At 64.5% G+C, this 15,721-nt stretch carries 15 protein-coding genes; 14 read left to right on the top strand and 1 reads right to left on the bottom strand.

What is annotated here, in order from left to right:
- Positions 1-15: 15 nt before the first annotated feature.
- From QTI66_RS14065 to QTI66_RS14040, 6 genes are all read left to right on the top strand, one after another.
- Positions 16-1,491, top strand: a complete 1,476-nt coding sequence (locus tag QTI66_RS14065; RefSeq protein WP_286560371.1) for an NADH-quinone oxidoreductase subunit M — start codon at positions 16-18, stop codon at positions 1,489-1,491.
- Between the two features lie 22 nt (positions 1,492-1,513).
- Positions 1,514-3,001: an NADH-quinone oxidoreductase subunit NuoN gene (nuoN, locus tag QTI66_RS14060; RefSeq protein WP_286560369.1), complete on the top strand. Its 1,488-nt coding sequence runs from the start codon at positions 1,514-1,516 to the stop codon at positions 2,999-3,001.
- 12 nt (positions 3,002-3,013) lie between these two features.
- Entirely contained in the window at positions 3,014-3,328 is a 315-nt protein-coding gene (locus tag QTI66_RS14055) for a DUF2818 family protein (RefSeq protein ID WP_286560367.1), read from the top strand.
- Positions 3,321-3,893 carry an NUDIX domain-containing protein gene (locus QTI66_RS14050; protein WP_286560365.1) on the top strand — a complete coding sequence of 191 codons (573 nt, stop codon included), beginning with the start codon at positions 3,321-3,323 and terminating at the stop codon, positions 3,891-3,893. Before QTI66_RS14055 ends, QTI66_RS14050 begins: the two co-directional genes overlap by 8 nt.
- 28 nt (positions 3,894-3,921) lie before the next feature.
- Complete coding sequence (locus QTI66_RS14045) at positions 3,922-4,359, top strand: DUF1178 family protein (RefSeq protein ID WP_286560363.1); 438 nt, start codon at positions 3,922-3,924, stop codon at positions 4,357-4,359.
- 101 nt (positions 4,360-4,460) lie between these two features.
- Entirely contained in the window at positions 4,461-4,688 is a 228-nt protein-coding gene (locus QTI66_RS14040; RefSeq protein ID WP_353506194.1) for a DUF2145 domain-containing protein, read from the top strand.
- 6 nt (positions 4,689-4,694) lie between these two features.
- Here QTI66_RS14040 and QTI66_RS14035 read toward each other — a convergent pair whose 3' ends face one another.
- Positions 4,695-6,482, bottom strand: coding sequence for an ABC transporter transmembrane domain-containing protein (locus QTI66_RS14035; protein WP_286560361.1), 1,788 nt, complete (start codon positions 6,480-6,482; stop codon positions 4,695-4,697).
- A gap of 77 nt (positions 6,483-6,559) precedes the next feature.
- Between QTI66_RS14035 and QTI66_RS14030 the strand changes: the two genes are divergently transcribed.
- The 8 genes from QTI66_RS14030 to QTI66_RS13995 all read left to right on the top strand — a co-directional run bounded on the left by QTI66_RS14030 (position 6,560) and on the right by QTI66_RS13995 (position 15,662).
- Positions 6,560-7,123 carry a MarR family winged helix-turn-helix transcriptional regulator gene (locus QTI66_RS14030; RefSeq protein ID WP_286560875.1) on the top strand — a complete coding sequence of 188 codons (564 nt, stop codon included), beginning with the start codon at positions 6,560-6,562 and terminating at the stop codon, positions 7,121-7,123.
- On the top strand, positions 7,101-8,579 hold the full coding sequence (locus tag QTI66_RS14025) for an efflux transporter outer membrane subunit (RefSeq protein WP_286560874.1): 1,479 nt from the start codon (positions 7,101-7,103) through the stop codon (positions 8,577-8,579). The genes QTI66_RS14030 and QTI66_RS14025 overlap by 23 nt, the downstream gene beginning before the upstream one ends.
- Positions 8,580-8,601: 22 nt before the next feature.
- Entirely contained in the window at positions 8,602-9,921 is a 1,320-nt protein-coding gene (locus QTI66_RS14020; protein WP_286560359.1) for an HlyD family secretion protein, read from the top strand.
- Positions 9,922-9,936: 15 nt separating this feature from the next.
- Positions 9,937-11,496, top strand: a complete 1,560-nt coding sequence (locus tag QTI66_RS14015) for a DHA2 family efflux MFS transporter permease subunit (RefSeq protein ID WP_286560357.1) — start codon at positions 9,937-9,939, stop codon at positions 11,494-11,496.
- A 220-nt stretch (positions 11,497-11,716) separates the two neighbouring features.
- Positions 11,717-12,487: an ABC transporter ATP-binding protein gene (locus QTI66_RS14010; protein ID WP_286560356.1), complete on the top strand. Its 771-nt coding sequence runs from the start codon at positions 11,717-11,719 to the stop codon at positions 12,485-12,487.
- On the top strand, positions 12,487-13,197 hold the full coding sequence (locus QTI66_RS14005; RefSeq protein WP_286560355.1) for an ABC transporter ATP-binding protein: 711 nt from the start codon (positions 12,487-12,489) through the stop codon (positions 13,195-13,197). Before QTI66_RS14010 ends, QTI66_RS14005 begins: the two co-directional genes overlap by 1 nt.
- 30 nt (positions 13,198-13,227) lie before the next feature.
- Complete coding sequence (locus QTI66_RS14000) at positions 13,228-14,421, top strand: ABC transporter substrate-binding protein (RefSeq protein WP_286560354.1); 1,194 nt, start codon at positions 13,228-13,230, stop codon at positions 14,419-14,421.
- A gap of 47 nt (positions 14,422-14,468) precedes the next feature.
- Positions 14,469-15,662, top strand: a complete 1,194-nt coding sequence (locus tag QTI66_RS13995) for an ABC transporter substrate-binding protein (protein ID WP_286560352.1) — start codon at positions 14,469-14,471, stop codon at positions 15,660-15,662.
- Positions 15,663-15,721: the final 59 nt, after the last annotated feature.

Genomic DNA, 15,721 nt, shown 5'->3' with positions numbered 1-15,721 from the left:
TGGAGAAAAACAAAAATGGGTTTGCTGAGTCTTGCCATCTGGGTGCCGATCGTTATCGGCGCCTTGCTGCTGGCCTTCGGTCGTGACGAGAACGCGAGAGCGGTTCGCTGGTTCGCGCTCGTTGGCTCCATCGTGAGCTTCGTGGTCACGATTCCTCTCTACACCGGCTTCCAGCTGGGCACTTCGGCGATGCAGTTCGTCGAAAAGGCCCCGTGGATCCAGCGCTTCAACGTCAACTATCACGTGGGTCTTGACGGCCTGTCGCTGTGGTTCGTGCTGCTGACCTCCTTCATCACGGTGGTCGTGGTGATCTCGGCGTGGGAAGTGATCACCGAGCGCGTGAACCAGTACATGGGCGCGTTCCTGATCCTGTCGGGCTTCATGATCGGCGTGTTCGCCGCGCTGGACGGCGTGCTGTTCTACGTCTTCTTCGAAGCGACCCTCATTCCGATGTACCTCATCATCGGCATCTGGGGCGGCCCGAACAAGATCTACGCGGCCTTCAAGTTCTTCCTGTACACCTTGCTGGGCTCGCTGCTCCTGCTGGTTGCGCTGATCTACCTCTACAACGCCTCGGGCAGCAGCTTCGACATCCTGACCTGGCACCAGATGAAGATCAGCAGCCACGCGCAGACCATGCTGTTCTTCGCCTTCTTCGCGGCCTTTGCCGTGAAGGTGCCGATGTGGCCGGTGCACACGTGGTTGCCGGACGTGCACGTCGAGGCGCCCACCGGCGGTTCCGCCGTTCTGGCGGCCATCATGCTGAAGCTGGGCGCCTACGGTTTCCTGCGCTTCTCGATGCCGATTGCGCCTGACGCGGCGCACGAATGGGCATGGTTCATGATTGCGTTGTCGCTCATCGCGGTGATCTATGTGGGTCTGGTCGCGCTTGTGCAGCAGGACATGAAGAAGCTGGTGGCCTATTCGTCCGTTGCGCACATGGGCTTCGTGACGCTGGGCTTCTTCATCTTCAACGACATCGGCATGGCCGGTGGCATCGTGCAGATGATCGCCCACGGCTTCGTGTCGGGCGCGATGTTCCTTTGCATCGGCGTGCTGTACGACCGTGTGCATTCGCGCGAGATCGCCGACTACGGCGGCGTGGTCAACACCATGCCCAAGTTCGCGGCCTTTGCGCTGCTGTTCGCGATGGCCAATTGCGGCCTTCCCGCGACGGCTGGTTTCGTCGGCGAGTGGATGGTCATCCTGGGCGCGGTCAAGGCCAACTTCTGGCTGGGCTTCGGCGCAGCGACGGCCCTCGTCTTCGGTGCCGCCTACACGCTGTGGATGTACAAGCGCGTGTACCTGGGCGAGCCCGGCAACGACCACGTCAAGGAACTCACGGACATCAACGGCCGCGAATTCCTCATGCTGGCGCTGCTGGCCATTGCCGTGCTGTGGATGGGCCTGGACCCCAAGCCCATCACGGACGTGATGAACGCGTCGGTGGCGGACCTGCTGCACCACGTGTCGATTTCAAAGTTGCCCTGACCGAGCTGAACAAGAGAACGAGATGATTGACAAACTCAGCTGGATCACGATTTACCCGGAGCTGGTGCTCCTGGTGATGGCCTGCTTCATCGCGCTCATCGACCTGTCGTCGAAAGATCCGCGCCGCACCCGTACCTACATCCTCACGCTGGCCACGCTGGCCGTTGTAGCACTGCTCACCGGCCTGAATGCGACGGCCGGCAAGACCATCTACGGTTTCAACGGAATGGTGGTGAGCGACCCGATGGGCAACTGGCTCAAGTGCTTCTCCGCCATTGCGCTCATGGTGACGCTGGTCTACGGCCGTCCCTACGCCGCGGATCGCGACATGCTGCGCGGCGGTGAACTGTTCACGCTGAGCATGTTCGCGCTGCTGGGCATGTTCGTGATGATCTCCGGCAGCAACTTCCTGCTGATCTACCTGGGCCTGGAACTGCTGACGCTTTCGAGCTATGCGCTGGTCGCACTGCGCCGCGACAACGCGGTCGCGAGCGAAGCCGCCATGAAGTACTTCGTGCTGGGCGCGCTGGCCAGCGGTTTCCTGCTGTACGGCTTGTCGATGATCTACGGTGCCACGGGCTCGCTGGACATCAACGAAGTCTTCAAGGCCATCGCGAGCCGTGCGGTCAAGCACCAGGTGCTGGTGTTCGGCCTGGTGTTCATCGTTGCCGGACTGGCGTTCAAGGTGGGGGCGGCGCCTTTCCACATGTGGGTGCCTGATGTCTACCAAGGCGCACCGACGGCGGTCACGCTGCTGATTGGCGCTGCGCCTGAGCTCGCTGCCTTCGCGATCATCATCCGCCTGCTGGTGGAGGGGCTGTTGCCGCTCGCCATCGACTGGCAGCAGATGCTCGCGCTGCTGGCAATCGGGTCGCTCATCATCGGCAACCTTGCGGCCATTGCGCAGTCCAACCTCAAGCGCATGCTGGCCTATTCGACCATTTCGCAGATGGGCTTCATGTTGCTGGGTCTGGTGGCAGGCGTGGTCAACGACAACACCTACAACGCCCAGTTTGCGTACAGCGCCTCGATGTTCTACATCGTGACCTATGTGCTGACGACTCTGGCGAGCTTCGGCATCATCCTGCTGCTGGCGCGCGAAGGCTTCGAAAGCGAAGAGATCGTCGACCTGGCCGGCCTCAACCAGCGCAGCCCTCTGTACGCTGGCGTCATGGCCATCGCCATGTTCTCGCTGGCCGGCTTGCCGCCGCTGGTGGGCTTCTACGCCAAGCTGGCCGTGCTGCAGGCGCTGATCGCATCGGGCCAGGCCTTGTATATCGGCCTGGCGGTGTTCGCGGTCATGATGTCGCTGGTCGGCGCGTTTTATTACCTGCGCATCGTCAAGGTCATGTACTTCGACGAACCTGTGACGGCCACCACGGTGTCCGCCCCGCGTGACGTGCGCACGGTGCTCACCATCAACGGTGCCCTGATCCTGATTCTGGGCATCGTTCCCGGCGGCCTCATGACGCTGTGCGCGAAGGCCATCGTCGCGACGCTGGCGACCTGAGCTGGTTTTCGGGTGTCGCTGAACGCGTCTGTCTGGGTGGTGTTGCTGGTCGCGTTCGTCGGGGCCAGCCTGCCGTTTGTGAACGAGCGGCTTTTTGCGCTGGTTCCGCTGCGCACCGGGCGCAAGTCGCTGGCCGCGCGCCTGGGCGAACTCGTGATCTTCTATTTCCTGGCGGGCGGCGTCGGACTGCTGTTCGAAAGCCGCGTGGGGCAGATCGCCCCGCAGGGCTGGGAGTTCTACGCGATCACGGCGGCGCTGTTCGTGGTGCTGGCCTTTCCCGGCTTTACCTGGCGCTATCTGCTGAAACACCGGAGCTCACATGGATGACGGTCATCTGAAGGAAGAACTCGTCAGCAGTGAAGTGCTGCTGAAGGGCAATTTCCTGGAGGCGCGCCGGGACACGGTGCGCATGCCGGACGGCCACCACACCACGCGCGAATACGTGGTGCACCCCGGCGCGGTGGTGGTGATTCCGATGCTGGACGACGGTCGTGTCGTTCTGGAGCGGCAGTTCCGTTATCCCGTCGGCCACGTGATGGTTGAATTTCCTGCCGGCAAGCTCGACGCCGGCGAGGACCCGCTGCTGTGCGGCCAGCGCGAGTTGCTGGAGGAAACCGGCTACACCGGCGCTGAATGGGCTTACGCCGGGGCAATGCACCTGGCGGTGGCGTATTCGACCGAGATCATCCACGTGTATTTTGCGAGGGGCCTGTCGCTGGGCGAGCGCCAGCTGGACCACGGGGAATTCCTGGACGTTTTCACCGCAACGCCGCAAGAGTTGCTTGGCTGGTGCCGCGATGGCACGGTGACGGACGCCAAGTCGCTCACCTGCATGCTCTGGTTGACGAACGTCCAGTCGGGCGCATGGGCTCTGGACTGGAAAAAGACCTGACTTGCGCGGCAAGTTGGATAATCCGCCCATGAAGGTCCTCAACCTCCAATGCTCGCACGGCCATGGCTTCGAAGGCTGGTTTGCGTCGAACGAAGCGTTCGAGACGCAGCTGGCGGGCGGCCTCGTGGAGTGCCCGATGTGCGGCGGCAAGGACATCACCAAGCTTTTGGCGGCTCCCCGGCTGAACCTGGGCGCGACGAAGCAGCCTGCGGCGGAAACGCCGGTAGCGCTGTCGGAGTCCGAGCAATACAGCCGGTGGATGCGGGCCGTTCGGGAAGTCATTGCCAGCACCGAGGACGTGGGTGAGCGCTTTGCCGACGAGGCGCGAAAGATCCACTACGGCGAGGTCAAGGAGCGGGGCATTCGCGGCCACGCCACCCGCGAGGAGTCGGCGGCTCTGGCCGACGAGGGCATCGCGGTGATGCAGCTGGCGTTGCCGGCTGCGCTGAAGGAAACGTTGCAGTAGTCGCTGGGTATCGGTCCGTGGCTTGTGTACGCCCGGCCGCGATATTCGCCATCCTCGAATGGCTTCTCAAAGACAAATGGCTCCTGTGGGAGCCATTTGCTTTGTTGGAGTCGACTGACGCTTGCGCAGGCGACAACGAGCCGAGCACCATCCGGCTGGGCCCGATCACCCGGTTGGGCGGGCGCATCAGCGCGGCCAACGTGGCCTTCGACGCTCAACTGAACGAAACGCGCTTCTCGGACCGCATCGAAACGATCACCGTCGATTCGGTGTTCAACAGGATGCAACGCACCGGCATGTCCGGCGCACCCACGGTGCTGAAGCAGTAAAGGGGCTCAGGCCGTGAACTGCAGCGCCGCCAGGCGCGCATAGACACCCGCCTGCGCCACGAGCGAGGCGTGCGTGCCCTGTTCCACGATGCCGCCGTGGTCCAGCACCACGATGCGGTCGGCCTTTTGCACCGTGGCAAGCCGGTGCGCAATGACCAGCGTCGTGCGGTTTTCCATGGCCGATTCCAGGGCTGCCTGCACCATGCGCTCACTCTGCGCGTCCAGCGCGCTGGTCGCTTCGTCCAGCAGCAACAGCGGTGCGTTCTTGAGGATGGCCCGCGCAATCGCGATGCGCTGGCGCTGGCCGCCCGACAGGCGCACACCGCGCTCGCCCAGAAAGGTGTCGTAGCCCTCAGGCAATGCCTTGAGGAAATCGTCCGCGAAGGCAGCGTGCGCGGCGGCGCGCACTTCGTCGTCGCTCGCGCCGGGGCGTCCGTAGCGGATGTTGTCCATGGCCGAGGCCGAGAAGATCACCGCATCCTGCGGCACCAGTCCGATGCGGGTTCGCAAGTCGTCCAGCGCCAGGCTGTCCAGCGGCGCGCCGTCGATGAGGATGGCGCCCTTTTGCGGGTCGTAGTAGCGCAGCAGCAGTTGCAGCACCGTGCTCTTGCCGGCGCCGCTCGAGCCGACCAGCGCCACCGTTTCGCCCGGACGCACCTCCAGGCTGAATTCGCGCAGCGCCGGCGTGTCGGGCCGGGAAGGGTAGTTGAAGGTCACCGCGTCAAAGCGGATGGTGCTGCCGGCGGCAGGCGTCGGCACCTCGACCGGCTTGCCGGGCGATGCAATTGCCGACTCGGCGTGCAGCAGTTCCATCAGGCGCTCCGTCGCGCCGGCGGCGCGCAAAAGGTCGCCGTAGACCTCGCCCAACACGGCGGCGGCGCTGGCCAGGATGATCACGTAGACGACGGTCTGACCCAGATGGCCGGCGCTGATCTGGCCATTCAGCACCGCCTGCGTGCCTTCGTACAGGCCCCAAAGCAGCGAAGCCGAGGTCGCGATGATGATGAAGGCCACCAGCACCGAGCGCGCCTTCGTGCGGCGCACGGCGGTGCGGAAGGCGTTGTCCGTCGAGACGTGAAAGCGCGTCGCCTCGCGCTCCTCGGCCGTGTAGCTTTGCACCACAGGGATGGCGTTGAGCACCTCCGCGGCGATGGCGCTCGCGTCCGCCACCCGGTCCTGGCTGGCGCGCGACAGCCGGCGCACGCGGCGCCCGAACCACATGCTGGGCAGCACGATCAGCACCAGGATGAGGAAAACCTGCGTCATCACATAGGGATTGGTCCACACCAGCATCGCCAGTGCGCCTGCGCCCATCACCGCATTGCGCAGGCCCATGCTCAGGGAAGAGCCGACGACGGTCTGCACCAGCGTCGTGTCGCCGGTGAGCCGGGAGAGGACTTCGCCGGTCTGGGTGGTTTCGAAGAACGCGGGACTCTGGCGCAGCACGTGGGCGTACACCGCGTTGCGCAGGTCGGCCGTCACGCGTTCGCCGAGCCAGCTCACCGTGTAGAAGCGCGCCGCGGAAAACAGGCCCAAGGCCACGGCCACCGCGAACAGTTCGAGGAAATGGTTGCGCAGGCCCATGGCCTGTTCGCCCTTGTCCGCGCTGACGAGCCCGCCGTCGATTAGGCTGCGCAAAGCCAGGGGAAACGCCAGCGTGGTGACCGCCGCCAGCACCAGAAACAACGCTGCGAGCCCGATCTGGACGCGGTAGGGCCGCAGGAAAGGCGCCAAGCCGGAAAGGGATTTGGGCGAGCCCTTGGCAGGGGACGAGGAGACGGAAGCGGCAGCCATGCGTTCAATTCTACCGAACACTTGTCAACTCAAAGGCAGCCTTGACAATAACTGTTGCGGCAACTAATATTCGGGTCATGACTGATGGGAAAAACCCTGCATTACCTCCGGAAGATTCGCACGGCGATGATGCGAAGGAGCCGGTGGTTTTCTACCGCCCCGAGAGCTACCGAACCGAGGAAAGCGTCGGCTACATGATGCGCCGCATTCTTTCAGCGATCAGCCAATCGGTTGAAATCAATCTCTGCGACCCGGGCAGCCCGACCTATCCGCAGTGGGTTCCGCTGCACAAGCTGCACATGGGGCACGCCACCACCGTCGCCGAACTGGCGCGCGAGTGCCAGCTCGACACCGGCGCCATGACGCGCCTGCTCGACCGCCTGGAAGCCAAGGACCTGGTGCGCCGCGTGCGCTCGGTGTCCGACCGCCGCGTGGTGAACATCGAATTGACCGATGAAGGGCGCGTCGCCGCAGAAGAGGTGCCGCACCTCCTGGCGCGGGTGCAAAACGAACATCTGGCCGGCTTCACGATCGAGGAATGGGAACAGCTCAAGGGCTTCCTGCGCCGCATCCTGAACAACGCACAGGCCATCGCGGCCCGTGGAGAAAACAAGAATGATGACTCAAACACTTCTTCCTGAGCGCTTCGCCCGTCGCTCCATGGCCGTTGCGGCGTCGCTCGCCGTCTTCGTGCTGGCTGGCTGCGCGGACATGACCGGCATCCAGTCGAGCGCCAGCCTGCGCGACTCGACTTCCGTCGGGCTGAGCGCCGACAAGGCAAGCACCTTCAAGATCAGCGACGTCGAGAAGAATGACGTTGCCCCGAACTGGTGGCTGCCCTTTGGCGATGCGCAGCTGAACGCGCTCATCGACCAGGCCCTGCAAGGCAACCCCAACCTCGGCGTGGCGCGCGCTCGCGTCGCCAAGGCGCAGTCCGTGGTCTCGGTGGCCCGCTCGGCGGACCTGCCGCAGGTGGGCGCTGGGCTGGACCTGAACCGCCAGCTGTTCAGCGAGAACTTCATCTATCCGCCGCCGCTGGGTGGCTCCGTCATGAACTCCGGCACGCTGCAACTGAGCGGCAGCTGGGAGCTCGACTTCTTCGGCAAGAACCGCTCGGCGCTCGACGCCGCCATCGGCAGCGCCAACGCGGCCATTGCCGACGAGCAGGGCGCACGCATCCTGCTGACCACCCGCGTTGCCAGCACCTACATCCAGTGGGCACGGCTCGAGGCGCTGCAGGTCGTTGCAAAGCGCACGTTGGCGCAGCGCGAGGAAACGCTCAAGCTCGTTCAGGACCGCGTCAGCGCCGGCCTGGACACGCGCCTTGAATTGCGCCAAAGCGAAGCCGGCATCCCCGAGGCACGCCAGCGCATGGAATTGCTGACCGAGCAGATCGACCTCACGAAGCACGCGCTCGACGCGCTGGTGGCCCAACCCGGCGCCACCGTAAAGCTGCAGCCGCCCAGCCTCGAGGGCATCCAGTCGATCGCGCTGCAGGCGAGCATTCCTGCCGACCTGCTCGGCCGCCGCGCCGACGTGGCGGCCGCCCGCTGGCGCGTCGAAGCCGCCACGCAAGACGTCGCGAACGCCAAGACGCTGTTCTATCCCAACATCGATCTCGTCGCCTCGGCCGGCTACCAGAGCATCGGCTTCGACCAGTTGCTCAAGCCCGGCAGCCTGATGTGGAGCTTCGGCCCCGCCATTCGCCTGCCCATCTTCGAAGGCGGCAAACTGCGCGCCAACCTCCGCGGCAAGAACGCGGATCTCGATGCGGCCATCGAAAGCTACAACGCGACCGTGTTCGACGCGATCCGCGATGTGTCCGACCAGGTCGCGTCGGTGAAGTCCGTCGCGCGCCAGCAGGTGCAGCAGCGCGAAGGCCAGAAGGCGGCTGAAGGCGCCTACCAAATCGCGGTGCAACGCTATAGCGCCGGGCTGGGCACCTTCCTGGACGTGCTCACGTCGGAAAACAACGTGCTCGTCCAACGCCGCGACGCCGTCGACCTGGCGGCACGCGCACTCGATACACAAGTCGGCCTCGCCCACGCGCTGGGCGGCGGCTACCAGGCGCCGGAAACCACGGCCGCGCTTCGTTGAATCTCCTGAAAGACACATCACCATGAACGACAGCAACACCCCAGCCCCCGCAGCCGACAGCGCTGCGCCGGTCGAAGCGCCGGGCAACGGAAACGGCAAGCGCCGCAAGGCCCTCAGCGCCCTGGCGGCCATCGTGGTCGTGGCGGGTGCCGGATGGGGCGCCTACGAATGGCTGGTCGCCAGCCACTATGAGTCGACCGACAACGCCTACGTGCAAGGCAACGTGATCCAGATCACGCCGCAGATCGCGGGCACGGTCATGAGCATCATGGCCGACGACACCGACTTCGTGAAGGCCGGCCAGCCGCTGGTGAAGCTCGATCCGGCCGACGCAAAGGTTGCGCTGGAGCAGGCCGAGGCGGCGTTGGCGCAAACCGTGCGCCAGGTGCGCACGCTCTATCTCAACAACGGTTCGCTCGCGGCCCAAGTGACGCTGCGCCAATCGGACATCGTCAAGGCGCAAAGCGACATCGCACGTGCGCAGGACGACCTGCAACGGCGCAAGGCGCTGTCGGGCAACGGGGCCGTGTCGAAGGAAGAACTCAACCACTCCGAGACCGCGCTGTCCAACGCGAAAAGCGCGCTGGCGGCGGCACAGGCCGGCGTGACGGCGGCCAAGGAGCAGCTTGCCAGCAACCAGTCGCTCACTGACGGCACCAGCATCGAGAAGCACCCGAGCGTGCTCGCCGCAGCGGCCAAGGTGCGTGAGGCCTACCTGGCCACGCAGCGCGTCGAGATGCCGGCGCCGGTGGATGGCTACGTCGCCAAGCGCACGGTGCAGCTGGGCCAGCGCGTGGCCGCCGGCACGCCGATGATGTCCATCGTGCCGCTGGGCCAGGTGTGGGTCGATGCCAACTTCAAGGAAGTGCAGTTGCGCAACATCCGCCTGGGCCAGCCCGTCAAGCTCACCGCCGACGTGTATGGCGCCAAGGTCGAGTACACCGGCAAGGTCGCGGGCCTGGGCGTTGGCACCGGTGCGGCCTTTGCCTTGCTGCCGGCGCAAAACGCCACCGGCAACTGGATCAAGGTGGTGCAGCGTGTGCCCGTTCGCATCGCGCTGGACGCGGAACAGGTCAAGGCCAACCCGCTGCGCGTGGGCCTCTCGATGGACGCGGAAATCGACGTCTCGGACAAGGGCGGCAAGACGCTCGCCGATGCGCCGCGCCCCGCAGCGCTGTCGCAGACGCAGGTCTATGCCGCACTGGACAAGGGTGCCGAGGCTGACGTGCAGCGCATCATCGCGGCCAACCTGGGCAAGGCCAGCGACGTGTCGTCGGGCGCACCGCACCCGGCGACCAAGTCGCACGGCAACGCGCCGGCCAACGCTGCCAATCCCGGCTGATCCACGGCGCAACGAATGTCGACGTCGGCTCCCCCTTTCAACCCGCCGCCGCTCGAAGGCCCGGCGCGTATCTGGGGCACGGTGGCCTTGTCCGCCGCGACCTTCATGAACGTGCTCGATTCGTCGATCGCGAACGTCTCGCTGCCGGCCATCGCCGGTGACCTGGGCGTGAGCGCGACGCAGGGCACGTGGGTCATCACGAGCTTCGCGGTGGCCAACGCCATCGCGGTGCCGCTCACCGGCTGGCTCACGCAGCGCTTCGGGCAGGTGCGCCTGTTCATGGCGAGCATCATCCTGTTCGTCATCAGTTCGTGGATGTGCGGCCTGGCGCCCAACATGACGACGCTCATCGCCTTTCGTGCGCTGCAGGGCTTCGTTGCCGGTCCGATGATCCCGTTGTCGCAGACGCTGCTCCTGTCGAGCTACCCGCGTGCCATGGCGGGGCTGGCGATGGCGATGTGGTCGATGACGACGCTGGTCGCGCCCGTCATGGGGCCGCTGCTGGGTGGCTGGATCACCGACAACATCTCGTGGCCGTGGATCTTCTACATCAACATCCCGGTGGGCATCCTGGCGGCGACCATCACATGGGCGCTCTATCGTCATCGCGAGAGCCCGACGAAGTCGGTGCCCATCGACGTCATCGGCCTCTCGCTGCTCGTGCTGTGGGTCGGCTCCATGCAATTGATGCTCGACAAGGGCAAGGAACTCGACTGGTTCCATTCGGGCCAGATCGTGGCGCTGGCCGTCATTGCCGTGGTGGGCTTCGCCTTCTTCCTGATCTGGGAGTTGACCGACAAGCATCCGGTGGTGGACCTGTCGCTCTTCAAGCGGCGCAACTTCTGGACGGGTGCGGTCGCATTGGCGGTGGCTTACGGCCTCTTCTTCGGCAACATCGTGCTGCTGCCCCTGTGGTTGCAGCAGTACATGGGCTACACGGCCACGCAGGCGGGCATGGCGATGGCGCCGGTCGGCTTGCTGGCCATCGTCTTGTCGCCGATGGTGGGGCTGACGGTGGGCAAGGTCGATCCGCGCCGCTACGCCACCTTCTCCTTCCTGGTGTTTGCGCTGGTGCTGTGGATGCGTTCGAACTTCAACACCAACGCCGACTTCATGACGATCATGATCCCGACGGTGGTGCAGGGCATCGCAATGGCGTTCTTCTTCATTCCGCTGGTGACGATCACGCTGTCGGGCCTGGCACCGGATCGCATTCCGGCGGCGTCGGGCTTGTCGAACTTCCTGCGGATCACGGCGGGCGCCATCGGCACCTCGGTCACGACGACCGTGTGGGACAACCGCGCCACGCTTCACCATGCGCAACTGGTCGAATCGGTGAACAGCGGAAACTCGGCGGCGGCCAGCGCGATCACTGGTCTGGGGGCCAATGGCTTTGGCGTCGAGCAGGTGTTGGGGCAGCTCAACCGCATCGTCGACCAGCAGGCTTTCATGCTGGCGACGTCCGACATTTTCTATGCGTCGGCCGTGCTGTTCCTGTTCCTGATTCCGCTGGTCTGGCTTGCCAAACCATCGCGCGGACAAGGCGCTTCGGACGCGGCTGCCGGCGCGCACTGAAGCAGGGCTTACAGGGGCCTTACGCGGGCGCGCCACTTCGGTGCGCCGCCCGCATGATGTGGTCTGCGATCAACGTTCGAAGTTGCGCTGCAGCATAGGCATTTGCCCCAGTAGGCAAAGGTAACAGGCCCTGCAAACAATGCGGTCCGCGCTCATGATGGCGCGTGCACACGAACCGCATGAACGACCTCTACTGCCAGACCCCGGGTGACCGCGCGAGATGAGCGACATCATTCTCGAAACACGCCAGCTCACCAAGGAATTCAAGGGCTTTACCGCAGTCAGCAAGGTTGATCTGTCGGTGGTGCGCGGCTCGATTCACGCATTGATCGGCCCCAACGGCGCAGGCAAGACGACCTGCTTCAACCTGCTCACGAAATTCCTGGAGCCGACCTCCGGCACCATCCTGTTCAACGGGCAGGACATCACCGGCGAGCGGCCTGCGCAGATCGCGCGGCGCGGCATCATCCGTTCGTTCCAGATATCGGCTGTCTTCCCGCATCTCACCTTGCTGGAAAACGTGCGCCTGGGGCTGCAGCGTTCGCTGGGTACCTCGTACTACTTCTGGAAGAGCGAGAAGTCGCTCAAGCCGCTCGAGGGCCGCGCCCGTGAACTGCTGGCGCAGGTCGGACTCGAGGACCTGGCCGACGAACTGACCGTGAACCTCCCCTATGGTCGCAAGCGCGCGCTCGAAATCGCGACCACGCTGGCCATGGAACCCGAACTGATGCTGCTCGACGAACCCACGCAGGGCATGGGCCATGAAGACGTGCATCGCGTTGCTGAACTCATCAAGCGCGTATCGGCGGGGCGCACCATCCTGATGGTCGAGCACAACATGAGTGTGGTCTCCACCATTGCCGACACCATCACCGTTCTGCAACGTGGGGCCGTGCTGGCCGAAGGCCCGTATGCCGAGGTGTCAAGGAACCCGCAAGTCATGGAAGCCTACATGGGCACCACCGACGGCCAGTTGCAGGGAGCACATTGATGGCTGTACCTGCACTCGAGATCAAGGACCTCCACGCCTGGTACGGCGAGTCGCACGTGCTGCATGGCGTGGACATGGTCGTGCAGCCCGGTGAAGTCGTCACGCTGCTGGGCCGCAATGGGGCAGGGCGCACGACCACGATGCGTGCGGTGCTCGGCCTCACGGGCAGCCGCAAGGGCAGCATCAAGGTGCATGGCACGGAAACCATCGGCATGCCGACGCACAAGGTCGCGCACCTGGGCATCGGCTATTGCCCCGAAGAGCGCGGCATTTTTGCGAGCCTGTCGGCCGAGGAAAACCTGCTGTTGCCGCCGGCCCTGAAAGGCAGCGACAAGGGCATGTCGGTCGACGAGATCTACGCCATGTTCCCCAACCTGGCCGAACGCCGCAACAGCCAGGGCACGCGCCTGTCGGGTGGCGAGCAACAAATGCTCGCTGTCGCACGCATCCTGCGCACCGGTGCCAAGCTGCTGCTGCTCGACGAGATCTCCGAAGGCCTGGCGCCGGTGATCGTGCAGGCGCTGGCCCGCATGATCGTCACGCTGCGGTCAAAGGGTTACACCATCGTGATGGTGGAGCAGAACTTCCGCTTTGCCGCACCGCTGGCCGACCGCTTCTACGTGATGGAGCATGGTCGCATGGTCGAGGCCTTCAGCGCGAAGGAACTGGAAGCCAAGATGCCGGTGCTCACCGAGCTGCTTGGTGTTTGATGGATTTGATTTGATCGGGAGATATCCGGAATGAACAAGCGCAACCTCATCACCCTGGCCATCGGCGCCCTGGCCCTGGCATCCGTCGCCGCGCAGGCGCAGGAGAAGGTCAAGATCGGCTTCGTGACCGACATGTCCAGCCTCTATGCCGACCTGGAAGGCAAGAACGGCGCGATGGCCATCCAGATGGCGATCGACGACTTCGGCGGCAAGGCGCTGGGCCAACCCATCGAGCTGCTCACCGCCGACCACCAGAACAAGGCCGACGTGGCCGCGTCGAAGGCGCGCGAGTGGATCGACACGGCCGGCGTGACGATGATCTTCGGCGGCACCAGTTCGGGCACCGCACTCGCAACCGCCAAGGTCGCGCAGGAAAAGAAGCGCGTCTACTTCAACAACGGCGCCGCCACCTCCGCGCTCACCAACGAGCAGTGCAGCCCGTACACGGTGCACTACGCGTATGACACGGTGGCGCTGGCCAAGGGCACGGGTGCCACGGTGGTGGACCGCGGCGGCAAGAGCTGGTTCTTCCTGACCGCCGACTATGCCTTCGGCCATGCCCTCGAAGCCGACACCAGCGCGGTGATCAAGGCCAAGGGTGGCACGGTGGTGGGTTCGGTGCGCCATCCGCTCAACGCCTCGGACTTCTCGTCCTTCCTGCTGCAGGCTCAGAACTCGAAGGCGCAGATCCTGGGGCTGGCCAACGCGGGCGGCGACACCATCAATTCCATCAAGGCGGCCAGGGAGTTCGGCATCGGCAAGTCGATGCAGCTGGCCGGCCTGCTGATCTTCCTGAGCGACATCCACAGCCTGGGCCTGAAGAACACTGAAGGCCTGGTGCACACCACGAGCTGGTATTGGGACCTGAACGACGACACCCGCAAGTTCGCCGCGCGCTTCTTCGACAAGACCAAGCGCATGCCCACGGACGTGCAGGCCGCCGACTACTCCGCCACCATGACCTACCTGAAGGCCGTGGCCGCTGCCAAGACGACCGACAGCGACAAGGTGATGGCGCAACTCAAGAGCATGAAGCTCGACGATTTCTTCGGCAAGGGCCAGATCCGCGCCGATGGACGCTATGTGCATGACATGTACCTCGTCGAGGTCAAGTCGCCGGCCGACTCGAAGAAGCCTTGGGACTACCTCAAGGTGATCAAGCAGTTGCCGGGTGAACAGGTCTTCACGACGAAGGCCGAATCCAAATGCGCGCTCTGGCATTGATCCATTGATTCGTTTTCCGTCAGTCAAACTTTGAACAGGCATCGACCATGAAAAAGGCTCTCGCACTCTCCGCGGTTTCCGTCGCCATCGCGCTCGCAGCAGGCGCTGCGCAGGCGCAGGAAAAGGTCAAGATCGGCTTCATCACCGACATGTCGAGCCTCTATGCCGACGTCGAAGGCAAGAACGGTGCGCTGGCCATCCAGATGGCCATCGACGACTTCGGCGGCAAGGTCAACGGCATGCCGATCGAGTTGCTCACGGCCGACCACCAGAACAAGGCCGACATCGCCGCCTCCAAGGCCCGCGAGTGGATCGACACGCAAGGCCTGACGATGCTGTTCGGCGGCACCAGCTCCGGCACCGCCCTGGCGATGGCCAAGGTCGCGCAGGAGAAGAAGCGCGTGTTCGTCGTGAACGGCGCGGGCAGCTCGGCGCTCACCAACGAGCAATGCAGCCCCTACACCGTGCACTACGCCTACGACACCGTGGCGCTGGCCAAAGGCACGGGCAGCGCCGTCATCGCACGTGGCGACAAGAGCTGGTATTTCCTGACGGCCGACTATGCCTTCGGCCAGGCGCTCGAAGCGGACGCCACCAAGGTGGTGAAGGAAAAGGGCGGCACCGTGGTGGGCTCGGTCAAGCACCCGCTCAACACCTCCGACTTCTCGTCCTACCTGCTGCAGGCGCAGCAGTCCAAGGCCCAGGTGCTGGCGATGGCCAACGCAGGTGGCGACACCATCAACTCGATCAAGGCGGCCAAGGAATTCGGCATCACCAAGACGATGAAGATGGTCGGCCTGCTGGTCTTCGTGACCGACGTGCACAGCCTGGGCCTGAAGAACACCGAAGGCCTGCTGCTCACCACCAGCTGGGACTGGAACCTGGACGACAAGACGCGCGCCTTCGGCAAGAAGTTCTTCGACAAGACCAAGCGCATGCCCACCGACATCCAGGCGGCCGACTATTCCGCCACCATGACCTACCTGAAGGCGCTGCAGGCTGCCAAGACGACCGACGCCGACAAGGTGATGGATCAGCTCAAGAAGACGCCAATCGACGACTTCTACGCCAAGGGCACGATCCGCGCCGACGGCCGCATGATCCACGACATGTACCTGATGCAGGTCAAGTCGCCGGCCGAGTCGACGCAGCCCTGGGACTACTACAAGGTGGTGCAGAAGCTCAAGGGTGAAGACGTCTTCACGACCAAGGCCGAGAGCAAGTGCGCTCTCTGGAAGTAACGACCTTGCTGCGCGGCCGCTTCGCGCGGCCGTGCGTGGCGCTCTCCTGGAACTGATCC

The organism is Variovorax brevis (assembly GCF_030317105.1).
Taxonomy (GTDB): domain Bacteria; phylum Pseudomonadota; class Gammaproteobacteria; order Burkholderiales; family Burkholderiaceae_C; genus Variovorax; species Variovorax brevis.
Note: the sequence above shows the minus strand (reverse complement) of the source record. Positions and strands in the feature narration are given on the sequence as shown.

What these genes read in the sequence shown, in the direction of transcription:
- QTI66_RS14050 (WP_286560365.1), top strand. Translation starts at nt 3,321, where the DNA reads ATGGATGACGGTCATCTGAAGGAAGAACTCGTCAGCAGTGAAGTGCTG.
- QTI66_RS14025 (WP_286560874.1), top strand. Translation starts at nt 7,101, where the DNA reads ATGACTCAAACACTTCTTCCTGAGCGCTTCGCCCGTCGCTCCATGGCC.
- QTI66_RS13995 (WP_286560352.1), top strand. Translation starts at nt 14,469, where the DNA reads ATGAAAAAGGCTCTCGCACTCTCCGCGGTTTCCGTCGCCATCGCGCTC.
- QTI66_RS14005 (WP_286560355.1), top strand. Translation starts at nt 12,487, where the DNA reads ATGGCTGTACCTGCACTCGAGATCAAGGACCTCCACGCCTGGTACGGC.
- QTI66_RS14000 (WP_286560354.1), top strand. Translation starts at nt 13,228, where the DNA reads ATGAACAAGCGCAACCTCATCACCCTGGCCATCGGCGCCCTGGCCCTG.
- QTI66_RS14065 (WP_286560371.1), top strand. Translation starts at nt 16, where the DNA reads ATGGGTTTGCTGAGTCTTGCCATCTGGGTGCCGATCGTTATCGGCGCC.
- QTI66_RS14035 (WP_286560361.1), bottom strand. Translation starts at nt 6,482, where the DNA reads ATGGCTGCCGCTTCCGTCTCCTCGTCCCCTGCCAAGGGCTCGCCCAAA.
- nuoN (WP_286560369.1), top strand. Translation starts at nt 1,514, where the DNA reads ATGATTGACAAACTCAGCTGGATCACGATTTACCCGGAGCTGGTGCTC.
- QTI66_RS14020 (WP_286560359.1), top strand. Translation starts at nt 8,602, where the DNA reads ATGAACGACAGCAACACCCCAGCCCCCGCAGCCGACAGCGCTGCGCCG.
- QTI66_RS14015 (WP_286560357.1), top strand. Translation starts at nt 9,937, where the DNA reads ATGTCGACGTCGGCTCCCCCTTTCAACCCGCCGCCGCTCGAAGGCCCG.
- QTI66_RS14010 (WP_286560356.1), top strand. Translation starts at nt 11,717, where the DNA reads ATGAGCGACATCATTCTCGAAACACGCCAGCTCACCAAGGAATTCAAG.
- QTI66_RS14045 (WP_286560363.1), top strand. Translation starts at nt 3,922, where the DNA reads ATGAAGGTCCTCAACCTCCAATGCTCGCACGGCCATGGCTTCGAAGGC.
- QTI66_RS14030 (WP_286560875.1), top strand. Translation starts at nt 6,560, where the DNA reads ATGACTGATGGGAAAAACCCTGCATTACCTCCGGAAGATTCGCACGGC.